Here is a 12,876-nt window from a genome sequence, read left to right on the forward strand (position 1 = left end):
TCCGCGAGCCGCACCTTGGGCACTGCCGCGTCGTCGCGGCGTGCCCGCCGCCGTGCGGCTGCCGTTCCTGCCTCCCCGCGGTCCGCCGGGCGCCGTCCGCCCCGCCGCGAGGAGAACTGCCCAGGTGACCCTGATCGACTCGGCTCCGCTCGCCGCCGGCCCCGGCTCCGGTCCCGGCCAGATGCGGGTTCGCCACCGCGACGGCTCCCTTGAACCCGTGGACGTCACCCGCATCGTGACGGCGGTGACCAGGTGCGCGCAGGACCTCGCACGGGTCGACCCGTTGCGGGTCGCCACCCGCACCATCGGTGGTCTCTACGACGGGGCGACCACGGAGGAGCTGGACCGGCTGTCGGTGCAGACCGCCGCCGAGCTGATCGCGGAGGAGCCGCAGTACTCGCGGCTCGCGGCCCGCCTGCTGGCCGTCGCGATCGCCGACGAGGTTGTCGGCGCCGGGGTCACCTCCTACAGCGCCGGCATCGCGTTCGGGCTGGAGCTGGGGCTGGTCGGAGTCGACACGGCACGGTTCGTCGCCGCGCACGCAGGAGAGCTCGACGCGCTCGTCGATCCGACCGCCGACCGCGGCTTCGAGTACTTCGGCCTGCGCACCGTCCACGACCGGTATCTGATGCGCCATCCACACACCCGGGCGGTGCTGGAGACCCCGCAGCACTGGCTGCTGCGGGTGGCCTGCGGGCTGGCCCACGACGTGGCGGAGGCGGGTGAGCTCTACCGCCTGATGTCCTCACTCGCCTATCTGCCCAGCTCACCCACGCTGTTCAACTCCGGCACCGCACACTCGCAGATGTCGAGCTGCTACCTGCTCGACTCACCCCGTGACGAGCTGGAATCCATCTACGAGCGGTACTCGCAGGTCGCCCGGCTGTCGAAGTTCGCCGGCGGGATCGGGATCGCCTTCTCCCGGGTCCGGTCGCGCGGCGCGCTGATCCGCGGCACGAACGGCCGATCCAACGGCATCGTCCCCTGGCTGCGCACGCTGGACGCGTCGGTGGCCGCGGTGAACCAGGGCGGGCGGCGCCAGGGCGCGGCGTGCGTGTACCTGGAGCCGTGGCACCCGGACATCGAGGAGTTCCTCGAACTGCGCGACAACACCGGCGAGGACGCGCGGCGCACCCACAACCTGAACCTGGCGCACTGGATCCCCGACGAGTTCATGCGCCGGGTCCAGGCCGACGAGGTCTGGTCGCTGATCGACCCCGACCAGGTCCCCGAGCTGTCGGACCTGTGGGGCGAGGAGTTCGAGCGCGCCTACCGGGCGGCCGAGCGGGACGGCCGGTACGTCCGCCAGGTGCGGGCCCGCGACCTCTACGGCCGGATGATGCGCACCCTCGCGCAGACCGGCAACGGCTGGATGACCTTCAAGGACGCCGCCAACCGGACCGGCAACCAGACCGCCGAGCCGCACAACGTGATCCACCTCTCGAACCTGTGCACCGAGATCCTCGAGGTCTCCACCGACAGCGAGACGGCCGTCTGCAACCTGGGCTCGATCAACCTGGCCCGGCACCTGCGCGGCGACGCGGGAGACGCGCGACCCACCGACGATGGCGCCGACCGGTACATCGACTGGGAGCGGCTGCGCGCCACGGTCCGTGCCGCGGTCACCTTCCTCGACCGGGTGATCGACATCAACTACTACCCGACGCCCGAGACCGCGGCGAGCAACCCGCGCTGGCGGCCGGTGGGCCTGGGCGTCATGGGGCTGCAGGACGTCTTCTTCGCGTTGCGGCTGCCGTTCGACAGCCCCGCCGCCCGCGACCTGTCCACCCTGATCGCGGAGGAGATCGCGCTCACCGCCCTGGAACGCTCCGTCGAGCTCGCCCGCGAGCACGGGCCACATCCCGCCTTCGGCGAGACCCGGGCGGCCCGCGGCGTGCTGCACCCCGACCACTTCGACGTCACGCCGTCCCAGCCGGAACGGTGGGAGCGGGTGCGGGCCGCCGTCGCCGAGCACGGGCTGCGCAACTGCCTGCTGATCGCGATCGCGCCCACCGCGACGATCGCCTCGATCGCCGGCTGCTACGAGTGCATCGAGCCGCAGGTGTCGAACCTGTTCAAGCGCGAGACGCTGTCCGGGGAGTTCCTGCAGATCAACGCCTACCTCGTCGAGGAGCTGCGCCGCCGCGGCCTGTGGACGGCGCCCGTCCGGGACCGCATCAAGCGTGCCGAGGGCTCGGTACAGAACATCGAGGAGCTCCCGGCGGAGGTCCGGGCGGTGTTCCGCACGGCCTGGGAGCTGCCGCAGCGCGCACTGATCGACATGGCCGCGGCCCGCATGCCCTACATCGACCAGAGCCAGTCGCTCAACCTGTTCATGGCCGACCCCGCCATCGGCCGGCTGTCGTCGATGTACGCCCACGCCTGGGCCAGTGGGCTGAAGACGACCTACTATCTGCGCTCGCGGCCGGCGACCCGGATCCAGCAGGCGACCGTTGCCGGCACGCGGGCCGTCCGTCCGGCCTCCGGCACCGGCACCGAGCCGGCGCTGTCTGAGGCCCGCATGCCTGAACCGGATCTGCAGGACGCCGCCGCGGTCGCCTGCTCCCTGGAGAACCCCGAGATCTGCGAGGCCTGCCAGTGACCACAGCTCCCGCCCCCGTCACCGTCACCTCGGCGGTCGCCGCTGTGACGGCCGTTACTCGCGCGGAAGCTGCGCGCGTCAGCGTGGCGCCCCGCAGCTCCGTCTCCGCTTCCGCCCTCCCGGCCGCCCGGCCCATGCTTCTCGATCCCGGGATGAACCTCACGCTGCGGCCGATGCGCTACCCGGACTTCTACGAGCGTTACCGCGCCGCGATCCGCAACACCTGGACGGTGGAGGAGGTCGACCTGCACTCCGACCTCGCCGACCTGAACAGGCTCAGCCCGGCCGAACGGCACCTGATCAACCGCCTGGTGGCGTTCTTCGCCACCGGTGACACGATCGTCGCGAACAACCTGGTGCTCAACCTCTACCGGCACATCAACGCGCCCGAGGCCAGGCTCTATCTCTCCCGCCAGCTGTTCGAGGAGGCGGTGCACGTCCAGTTCTACCTGACTCTGCTCGACACGTATCTGCCCGATCCCGAGGAACGGACCCGAGCCTTCGCCGCGGTGGAGAACATCCCCTCCATCCGCGCCAAGGCCGACTTCTGCTACCGCTGGATCGACTCGGTGCACGACCGCAGCGCGCTGCACACCCGGGCCGACCGCCGGGCGTTCCTGCTGAACCTCGTCTGCTTCGCCGCCTGCATCGAAGGACTCTTCTTCTACGGCGCCTTCGCCTATGTCTACTATCTGCGTTCCCGCGGCCTGCTGAACGGGCTGGCGTCCGGCACGAACTGGGTCTTCCGCGACGAGTCCATGCACATGGAGTTCGCGTTCGACGTCGTGCGCACCGTGCGGGCGGAGGAACCCGACCTGGTCGACGACGGCTTCGAGGCGGACGTCCGGTCGATGCTCGCCGACGCGGTCGACGCCGAGACGGAGTTCGCCCGGGATCTGCTCGCCGGCGGGGTGCCCGGGATGACCGTGCCGGACATGCGGCGCTACCTGGAGCACGTCGCGGATCGGCGGCTCTCCGAGCTGGACTTCGCGCCCATGTACGGATCGGCCAACCCGTTCCCGTTCCTGGAGCTGCAGGACGTGCAGGAGCTCTCCAACTTCTTCGAGCGACGGGTCTCCTCTTACCAGATGGGAGTGACCGGAACGGTCAGCTTCGACGAGGACTTCTGAGGGCCGGTCGCCGCTGGCCGGCGGACAACCGCCTGTCAGCGGTCAGGCCCCGGCCTGCTCGGCGTTCCTTCAGCCGCCAGCCACCTGTCAGCCGGCGTGTCCGCGTGCCCGACGGAACACCGAAGGGGCTGGGGCGGCGGCGGGGACACCGTCACGAAGCGCCACCCGGGCGGCCTGGCGGTACTCACCGGTGAGCCGGTCGAGGTAGAGGGTGCCGTCGAGGTGGTCGGTCTCGTGCTGGAGGCAGCGGGCGAGCAGGCCGGAGCCGCTGTACTCGACGGGACTGCCGGTCTCGTCGAACCCGCGGACGGTGGCGCTGGCGGACCGGGTCGTCGGGTAGCCCAGCCGGGGTATGGACAGACAGCCCTCCGAACCGTGCTGGTCTCCTTCACCGCGTTCCAGCTGCGGGTTGACGACGACGAGCGGTCGGCGGGTCGTGGGCTCCTCGGTGTCGTAGCCGGTGTCGAAGACGAACAGGCGCAGACCGACGCCGATCTGGGGTGCTGCGAGGCCGACCCCCGGGGCCGCGTACATGGTCTCGATCATGTTGGCGACGAGGCGTCGTAGCGCCGCGTCGAAGGCGGTGACCGGTTCGGCGGGGGTGCGCAGGATCGGGTCGCCGAGAGTGCGGATGGGCAACAGCGTCATGCGACCTCCCTGGGTGGCGGTACGCACGTGTACGTCCGCTGCTGGAATCTGCGCCCGCTGCGCCCGCTGCGCCCGCTGCGCCCGCTGCGCCCGGGCGTCGAAGTCCGCTGGCCAGCGGACGAACCGCTGGCCAGCGGTTATCCCCGGCCTGTCAGGCCGAGGTGATCTGCCTGGCGGTGGCGTAGCGGGCGGCGACGTCGGCCCAGTTGACGATGTCCCACAGGGCGGTGACGTAGTCGGCCTTGACGTTCTTGTACTGCAGGTACCAGGCGTGTTCCCAGGCGTCGAAGGCGAGCAGCGCGCTGTTGCCGATACCGACGTTGCTCTGGTGGTCGTAGACCTGCTCGACGAGGAGGCGTCCGGAGAGCTGGTCGTAGGCGAGGATGCCCCAGCCGGAGCCCTGCACGGTGGTGGTCGCGGCGGTGAGCTGGGCCTTGAAGTTGTCGAAGGAGCCGAAGGACTCGGTGATGGCGTCGGCGAGGGCGCCGTCGGGCTTGTCGCCGCCGTCGGGGGAGAGGTTCTGCCAGTAGATGGAGTGCAGGATGTGCCCGGAGACGTTGAACGCGAGGGTCTTCTCCAGGCCGACGATCGCGGCGAAGTCGCCCTTGTCGCGGGCTTCGGCGAGCTTGTCGAGGGTGGTGTTGGCGCCGGCGACGTAGGTCGCGTGGTGCTTGTCGTGGTGCAGTTCGATGATCTGGCCGGAGATCGCCGGCTCGAGGGCGGCGTAGTCGTACTGCAGGTCCGGCAACGTGTAGACGGCCACGTGGGTGTCCTTCGCTGTGAGTGGGTGGGACGTCCGGGTGTGGTCGGGACGTCCGGCGGGCGGACGGGTCAGACGGGGTCGGTGACGTAGGCGTTGCGGATCGCGGCGAGGAGGTCGCGTGGCCCGGTGTCGGGGCTGGAGCGGTCCGCAAGGTGGTCGAGGGTGATCCCGCACAGGGTCGCGAGGCCGAGGACGAGTTCCGCCATCGCCCCCGCGGGGTCGGCGCGGTCGGCTCCGTCTGCCATCACGCGCTGGACGGTGGTCCAGAAAAACGCGGGGTCGGTGGCGGAGTCGGTATAGGCGGTCATGATCTCGATTGCTACCGGCAGGCACGCCGCCGGGCCGTCAGGGACGCTGCCCATGGTCTGCTCCCCTCGATCGGCCAGCGACTGAACAGTAGTTGCCACTCTTATGCAGTTGCAAACATCGAGCGAAACGGTGGTGGGGGTCCCGGCTGCGACTGGTCGAGGTGCCCGCGGACGCGGCGGATGTCAGCCCGCGACGTGCAGGACGAGGATGTCGACATCGACACGCCCGAAGGCGTCGTCACGGGCGACGACCGTCGTCCGTTCGGCGACACGGAAGCCCGCCGCGGTGAGATGAGGGGTCAGCGCGGTCTCGGTCCAGAGGCGCTCGCGGGCGCCGGCGAGACAGGCCTGGAGCTCGCCGCGCCCGTCCATGCGCTGCACGAAGAAGGTGCGGGTGAAGACGGGCGGCAGGGGTCTGTCGACGTGGGGGCCACGCGGCGCGTCGGCGAAGCGGGTCACACCGAACAGCAGGTGGTGCCGGCCTTCGTCGTCGGTGGCGGTGGTGACTGTCAGGCCGTTACGGTCCCGGTAGCAGCTGAGGGCGGCGTCGGTGAGTACGGGCAGGCAGAACACGCCGGTCGGGGCGAGGCGTCGGCGTACGGAGGTGAGCAGTCCACGTACCGTGCCCGGTTCGGCGAAGATGTTGATCGACATGTCGCCGATGACGGCTGTCGTATGGCCGGTGCCGAGGCCGGGTCCGCCTCGCGGGCCGGGAGTCGGATCGAGGATGTCGGCGTGTACGGCGCGGATGCGGTGGCTCAGTCCCTCGGCGTGGGCGCCGAGGGCGAGTCGGCGCAGAGCGGGGCGGCTGGTGTCGACCGCTGTCACGTCGAGACCAGCCCGGGCGAGGGCCAGGCTGACGCGTCCTCGACCGCAGCCGATGTCGAGGACGGTGCCCGCTCGGTCGCGGGCGATGGCTTCGAAGGTGGGCAGATCCCAGCGGACGTCGGCGACCAGGCGGCTGATGAGTGGTTCGAAGGGCTCGTTGTAGGGGCCGGTGACGGTCAGGCCCGGAAAGCTGCCGAGGAGCCGGCGGAACGGCGGGAGAATGACTGACGCGTCGGGAGAAGTCTTCCCGTTCTGGGCCGTGGATCTGCCGGCGGGCGGTGGCTGAGCAGGCGGGGCCGTCACCGCAGGGCCCGATCGCCAGGCCCGGTGACAGGGGCGGCCACGGGCTCGGCCCGGTGTGCGAGCAGCGCGGTGCCGAGGGCGAGAAGGCCGGCAGCGGATCCCCACAGGGGAGCGGTGAGTGTCAGCGCAGCGGCGACAGCTCCGCCTGCGACGGCTCCGGCTGGTACGGCGATCATCGAGATGACGCGGTTCGCGGCGTTCACCCGGCCCAGGAGCCCGGCGGGCACGGTGCGCTGCCGCAGCGAGGTGGACAGCACGTTCCAGACGGAGAAGGTGAAACCGGTGAGGCCCCAGGCCGCGCCGGCGAGCACGGCGGTGGGCCAGGCGGCGAGGGCCAGGACGGCCACACCGCAGCACAGCGGGACGGCGGGCAGCAGATCGTGGGCGGGGACGCGGCTCACGATGCGGGGCGTGGCGAGACCGCCGACCGTGCCACCCAGGGCGCCGATGGCGAGCATCCAGCCGACCGCCGAGGTGGACAGGCCGATCCGGTCGACGGCGAGCAGGACGAGGGTGGACTCCCAGAACATGGTCAGGAAGGTGAGCACGGCCCCGGCGAGAACGATCCGGCGTACGGGATGCGACTGCCACAGCCAGTTGACACCTTCGGTGACCTCGCGCCGCAGGCGTGTCGGTTCCGCCGGCGCGGGGGGCGGCGGTGTTCGGATGCCGGCCAGCAGCGCGAGCGCGACGGCCAGCAGGACGGCGTTGACGGCGAACGGCGCGCCCACCGCCCACGCCACCAGCAGGCCGGCGAGCGCCGGCCCGATGACGTCCTGCCCGGTGCGCTCGAGGGTGACGAGCCGGCCGTTGGCGTGCTCCAGGCTGCTGTCGGCGACGAGGCGGGGCAGCAGGGACTGCGCGGCGTTGTCGTAGGCGGCCTCGCCGACGCCGAGGACGAACACGATGCTGACCAGGAGCGGGATCGTCCCGGAGGAGGCCACGAGCGCGAGGGCGATGAGCAGGAGCAGCCGGCTGGCGTTGGCCGCGGCCATCACCTTCTCGGGGCGGTGGCGGTCGACGAGCGCGCCGATGGGGAGCCCGAACAGCGCCCAGGGCAGGTAGCCGGCGGCGGTCAGACCGGCGACGACGAGCGGGTCGTCGGACGACGCCACGGCGACCAGCGGGACGGCGACCAGGCGGATGCCGTCGCCGAGGTTCGACAGGGCGGCGGCGGCCAGCAGCCGGTGGTAGCCGCGGTTCACCCGGCCGGCCCGGTTGCCCCGGTCGCCCCGGTCGTCCCGGGACGGCGGAGCATGGTGGCGAGCTGGCCCCGGGGCGACGGTGCCGAGGTGGTGCCGTGGCGGGTGGCGAGGCCGGCCGCGAGCGTGCCCGGGTCGACCGTGGCGAGCAGCTCGCGCAGGACGTCGAGCTTGTCGCGGACCTGTGCCAGGAGAGCGTCCGGTTCGGCGTCGAAGCGCCACGGCAGGCCCTCGCGTAGCCGTTCGTCGGCGGCGGCCTGGTCAACGAGCAGGTGCGCGACGTCGACCCAGGTGGGGGGAACATCACCGCTGAAGGTGATGTGGACCGACATCTCGTCAGTCGTCCAGGCGTCGTGGAGGTAGCCGCGCGGAAGGTAGAGACAGTCGCCGGGGCCCAGGCTCAGCTCCATGACGACCGGTGTGACCGGCGGGCCGCCCGCCTGGGGCGGGCCGACCGGCCAGCGGTGCTCGGGGGCGTGGATGCGCCAGTGCTTCACCCCGTGGACCTGGCGGACGAGGACCGACATCGGGTCGAAGTGCAGCCCGGCGCCGCGGGCATGCGCCGGGGTCAGGTAGGCCCCCGCACTGGTGTCGAAGCCGAGCTCGCCCGACAACGTGTGGCAGACGTCGGCCACTGTGGGGCAGTAGCGGGTGAGCCCGCGCAGCACGACCGTGGCACCGGCGTGGATCTCGCGGAGCACCGCGTCGGGGTCGGCGACACCGTCGGCGCTGCCCGCCCCGGTGCCGGTGCGGTGGGTGAAGCGCGCCACCGGCAGGTAGGAGCCGTCCCGCACCAGCCGTAGGTAGGGCAGGCGCAGGCCACGGCTGACGATGAGGTCCTCGGCGAGGCCGAGGTTGAAGACGTCATCGAAGGCGCCGAGACCGGTGAAGTGCGCGGGGCGGTCCTCCCAGACCTTCTGCAGCGTGGCGACGTCACCGACCAGACGTTCGAGGATCATGGCACGCTCCCGGCGGTGAGTGCGGTCTGCTGCGGCACCGGGTCGCCCAGGGCCCGCTGCCAGGGAGCGCGGACGGCCATGTAGGGGCAGAACCAGGCCGCTCGGGCGGTCAGGTCGTCGCGGTTGGTGAAGCCCCGGTCGTAGAGGGCGGGGGCGAGGCTCGGCGTTGACCACCAGCGCCGGCACTGGTGGTCGACCGCGGCGGGGGCGACCCGGCCGAGGTCCCGGCCCCGTTCGACGAGGGCTGCGTTGAACTCCTCGACCTCGGCGAGGAGCTTGTCCAGCCAGCCCTCGGTGTCGGCGTCGGTGACCGCGGTGGTCAGTTGGTCCCAGGGCGCGGTGGCGGGATGCCACCGGTAGGAGCGCGCCAGGATCGTCGCGAGCAGCGCCGTCCCGCTGTCTCCCGCTCCGCCCGCGGTGTGACCCGCGTCAGCTGTGAGCCAGTGGGAGAGCCTGGCAGGCAGTGGCCGGTGCGCGGGCGGGAGCAGACCGCGGGAACGCGCGATGTCGACGGCGAGTTGGTCGAGGCCTCCGCCGGCAGCTGTGGGAGCCGCGGTGAGGAGGCGCAGAACGGCCTCGCGGTGCAGGGCCGGATAGTCGGCCGCGAACAGCTGGGCGGCGGTGAGCCGGCGGGTCGACTCCGGTCTGGCCACCCGGGACCACTGGTCGACATGCGTGGTCCGGGGAACGGAACGGGCTGCGCTGACCGATGGGCCGCCGATCGATGGGCCGCCGATCGACGGGCCACAGATCGACGGGCCACCGGCCGGGACCGGGCGGACGGGCCCCGCCGCGAAGCGGTGGAGCAGCCGGAGCGCGTCCTGCGTCTTGACGTCCCAGCTGGCTGGCGGCTGGGTGACGTGCGCGCGAACGGCCGCGGCGACCGGTCCTGGCAGCGGTCCGTCACCGGCCGCCGCACGGGCGAGGACCGCGGGCCAGGTGCGTTCTGTGAACGGGATCGCGCGTGCCGCGTTCACCAGCTGATCCTCGCCTGCCCGTCCGAGAACGCGGCGATGGACAAGGCGCCGCAGCGCCACCCGGACCGAGACGAGGGCGACCGTGAGCGGGCGCGCACCCACCTCCGGGGCGGTGTGGACGAGCGCGACCTCGTCGTCGGCGTCGAGGATCCCGCCGCTGTACAGCCGGTAGACCACCCCGGAACCGAGCATCCCGAACGGTGCGAGCTCGGCGGCGCGCAACGCACCCATGCTGGCCGCCCCGTGGACGGTGACCCCGGCCGCGAGCAGCTCGCAGATCTCCTTGTGACGCACCGGCGCGGTCTGGAAGAACACCCCGTCGAGGATCACCACGGTGTCGGACGGGCCGATGTCGACGCGGGCGAGATCGCCGTGCGCGATCGGTGGATGGACGACCGCCTCGGGCAGCAGGCTGTGCACGGTGGCCGCGTCTACGGACGGCCCGGCGAAGACATGCATGCTCATCGCGGACCACCCGTGGCACTGCGACCCGGGTGGGCGACCTCGGTCCGGGCGTCGAAGCGCAGACCTGGCCCGATCACCTTCACCACGGGGACACCCGCCGGGGTGGGCAGCACCACCCGCAGGGGCGCGAACCCGCCCCGCCGCCGTGCCGCGGCGGCGAGGCGGTCGACGTCCGCGGCGAGGTCGCCACTGGTGCGCCTGTCACCGGCCGACACCGCGGACCAGGGCTCGTCGCCACCCACGGGCACCGCGCGGGGGGCGGTCGCACCAGTCGGGGGCGGGCCGAGCCGGGGGCGGAAGAGCAGCTCGGGCAGGTCGTCGCGGGCTCCCGCGATGGCGGTGAGACGGCTCTGTGCGGCCTCGGTGAGCGCGCGGGCGAGCGCGACGGCCGGGTCGAGGTGGCTGCCCGAGCCGGTGAAGACGGCAGGATGCCCGGCCGACCGCAGCCGCGCCTCGAAGCAGGCCGGATCGTCGTCGACGACAAGGACCTCGACGCCGGCACCGGCTGCCGCGAACCGGTCGAGCACCTCACGGCACTCCGGGGCGTCGACGGTGGCCAGGTCGAGCCGGCGAGCCCGGACGGGCCCTGCCGACCCTGCCGGCGCGGCACGCAGGCGGGCGAGGCTGTCGCGTTCGAGGAGTTCGGCGAGGGCGTGCGCGGTCGCCTCCGCGACGGTGTTGCCGCCGGCCAGGCCGTTGCTGGTGGCGTGGAACAGCGGCGGGTCCCATTCCGGTCGGCTGGTGTGGTCGAGCTGGACGAGCGCGAGCGGTACCGCGGTGCCGGTGCCGGCTCCGCCACCGATCTCGTTGCCGGAGCTGGAGCCGGAGCCGGGACCGAGATCGGTGGCGGGCAGCCAGTCCAGGGGCAGGTCGGGATGGACGAACGACCCGTCGGCGAGGTGCAGCGCCTCCACCGGGTACGGCAGATCCAGCTCGGCCGCCGTGCACCGGAAACCGGTGAGAGGCTGCTCGGCGTGCCAGAGCTCCACGGCCTCCATCGCGGCCGAGACCCTGGCCGCGTCGGCGCTGAGGCCCTTGCCCTGGGAGACGGACACGGTACGCGCGGCCGGGCGGACGGCCTGGAAGACCGGCACCCCGATGGTGTCGAGGCCGGTGAGGTCGGCGACCCGGGTCACGCCGAAGTCGGTGAGCATCGGGCGCAGCCAGGCCCAGGTATCCGCCGGGGCGAGCGCCCGATGGGTGCCCCGCCGGTAGACGACCCGGTCGGTCCGCCCTTCGGCCGGATCCACGGCGCCGTTCGCGGACTGCAGGGGTGCGGACTGCATGGGTGAGGACACGGAGGTGGGACCGGACCGCACGTTTCCTCCCGAGGTCCATGGGCGGGACCGTGCGGGCCCCGGTGCACTGGGTGACCGGAGCGCCGCACGGCTGTGCGCCGCCCACCCCGACCACGTCAGGCGCGGTCAGCGGACGGCACGGATCGACGACGGGCCGTCGATCAGGTGTGGTGCGCGACGCTCACCACGGCCTCGGTCTCCTCGTCCTCGAAGACCTGAGCCAACTGCTCCTCGATCACCTGGTCCATGTCCGTTCACCTCCTTCCCAGCCTGTGCTCCCTGACGAGCCGGACGGGGTGGCCTGGCGGCCCGCTCCCGCGTCGATCTCGCCAACCGACGCGTTAGATGCAAATATGTCGCAACTGCGAATAACTTGTTATTGAGAGAAGAGGCCACATGCGGGGAACGCGGGGGGCATGGGCGCTGGCGGCGACGCTGGCGGCGGGGCTGCTCCTGAGTGGGTGTGGGGACGACGCCGCGCCGGCGGAGGCCGACGCGGCACCGGCCGCCGGCGGCCCCGTCTCGCTGGAGCGCTGCGGTGAGCAGATCGAGCTGCCGGCACCCGCGTCGCGGGCGGTCACGCTCAACCAGCACGCCACCGAGCTCGTCCTCGCGATGGGCCTGGGTGACCGGCTGATCGGTTCGTCGCTGCTCGACAACGACGTCAACCCCGACCTGCTGACCGCCTACGAGAAGGTCCCGGTCCTCTCCGAACTCGCCTACCCGTCGAAGGAGGCGCTGATCGGACTCGGTCCCGACGTGCTCATCGGCGGGTTCGGCCCGACGTTCAGCGAGGCGAACAACCTGCAGCCCGACCAGTTCCGCTCCGCGGGCATCGGCCTGTTCACGGTGCAGTGCCGCGACCAGCAGCTCGACCTCGCCGCGCTGACCGACGTCGTGACCCGGCTCGGGGTCCTCTTCGGTGACCCGGCCGCGGCCACCACGCTGAACGCGCAGCTCGACACCGAGTTCCAGGAGGTCCGCGAGCAGGTCGCAGGCAACCCGCCGGTCGACACGCTGGTCTTCGACTCCGGCGAGGCCGCCCCGACCGTCGGCGGCGGCCAGGGCATCGGCGACGAGCTGCTGACCCTCGCCGGCGGGAAGAACGTCTTCGCCGACCTCGACGACGACTGGGGCGAGGCCAGCTGGGAGGAAGTCGTCGCCCGCGACCCGGACGTGATCGTCATCGTCGACTACAGGACCGCCGGCATCACCGCCGAGAAGAAGATCTCCGACCTGAAGGCCAACCCGGCGCTCGCCGGCGTCACCGCGGTGCGCGACGACCGGTTCGTCGTCGTCGGCCTCACCGGCTTCGGCGCGCTCAGCCCGAGCAACCCCGACGTCGCGGCGCAGCTCGCCGACACCCTGCACCCGAACTCCTGACGAGGCCGCG

General features: G+C 72.2%; 11 protein-coding genes. 3 read left to right on the top strand and 8 right to left on the bottom strand.

What is annotated here, in order from left to right; all coding sequences use genetic code 11:
- Window positions 1-181 precede the first annotated feature (181 nt).
- A complete protein-coding gene (locus tag AB1460_RS09410) occupies window positions 182-2,602 on the top strand; it encodes a ribonucleoside-diphosphate reductase subunit alpha (RefSeq protein ID WP_368960408.1) in 2,421 nt (806 codons plus the stop codon).
- Window positions 2,603-2,736: 134 nt separating this feature from the next.
- Entirely contained in the window at window positions 2,737-3,732 is a 996-nt protein-coding gene (locus tag AB1460_RS09415) for a ribonucleotide-diphosphate reductase subunit beta (protein ID WP_368960410.1), read from the top strand.
- A gap of 87 nt (window positions 3,733-3,819) precedes the next feature.
- Here AB1460_RS09415 and def read toward each other — a convergent pair whose 3' ends face one another.
- The 8 genes from def to AB1460_RS09455 all read right to left on the bottom strand — a co-directional run bounded on the left by def (window position 3,820) and on the right by AB1460_RS09455 (window position 11,471).
- On the bottom strand, window positions 3,820-4,380 hold the full coding sequence (def, locus tag AB1460_RS09420) for a peptide deformylase (RefSeq protein ID WP_368960378.1): 561 nt from the start codon (window positions 4,378-4,380) through the stop codon (window positions 3,820-3,822).
- A 151-nt stretch (window positions 4,381-4,531) separates the two neighbouring features.
- Window positions 4,532-5,143 (bottom strand): superoxide dismutase, encoded by a 612-nt coding sequence (locus AB1460_RS09425; RefSeq protein ID WP_368960379.1) that lies wholly within the window; start codon window positions 5,141-5,143, stop codon window positions 4,532-4,534.
- Window positions 5,144-5,211: 68 nt separating this feature from the next.
- Entirely contained in the window at window positions 5,212-5,505 is a 294-nt protein-coding gene (locus AB1460_RS09430; protein ID WP_368960380.1) for a hypothetical protein, read from the bottom strand.
- A 129-nt stretch (window positions 5,506-5,634) separates the two neighbouring features.
- A complete protein-coding gene (locus tag AB1460_RS09435; RefSeq protein ID WP_368960381.1) occupies window positions 5,635-6,582 on the bottom strand; it encodes a class I SAM-dependent methyltransferase in 948 nt (315 codons plus the stop codon).
- Entirely contained in the window at window positions 6,579-7,787 is a 1,209-nt protein-coding gene (locus tag AB1460_RS09440) for an MFS transporter (protein ID WP_368960383.1), read from the bottom strand. Before AB1460_RS09440 ends, AB1460_RS09435 begins: the two co-directional genes overlap by 4 nt.
- A complete protein-coding gene (locus AB1460_RS09445) occupies window positions 7,784-8,743 on the bottom strand; it encodes a JmjC domain-containing protein (RefSeq protein ID WP_368960384.1) in 960 nt (319 codons plus the stop codon). Before AB1460_RS09445 ends, AB1460_RS09440 begins: the two co-directional genes overlap by 4 nt.
- Window positions 8,740-10,185 (bottom strand): TfuA-like protein, encoded by a 1,446-nt coding sequence (locus AB1460_RS09450; RefSeq protein WP_368960385.1) that lies wholly within the window; start codon window positions 10,183-10,185, stop codon window positions 8,740-8,742. Before AB1460_RS09450 ends, AB1460_RS09445 begins: the two co-directional genes overlap by 4 nt.
- Window positions 10,182-11,471, bottom strand: coding sequence for a YcaO-like family protein (locus AB1460_RS09455; RefSeq protein ID WP_368960386.1), 1,290 nt, complete (start codon window positions 11,469-11,471; stop codon window positions 10,182-10,184). Before AB1460_RS09455 ends, AB1460_RS09450 begins: the two co-directional genes overlap by 4 nt.
- A 408-nt stretch (window positions 11,472-11,879) precedes the next feature.
- On the opposite strand from AB1460_RS09455, the gene AB1460_RS09460 reads away from it, so the two are divergent.
- Window positions 11,880-12,866, top strand: coding sequence for an ABC transporter substrate-binding protein (locus tag AB1460_RS09460; RefSeq protein WP_368960387.1), 987 nt, complete (start codon window positions 11,880-11,882; stop codon window positions 12,864-12,866).
- Window positions 12,867-12,876: the final 10 nt, after the last annotated feature.

Source organism: Parafrankia sp. FMc2, from assembly GCF_041008525.1.
GTDB lineage: Bacteria > Actinomycetota > Actinomycetes > Frankiales > Frankiaceae > Parafrankia.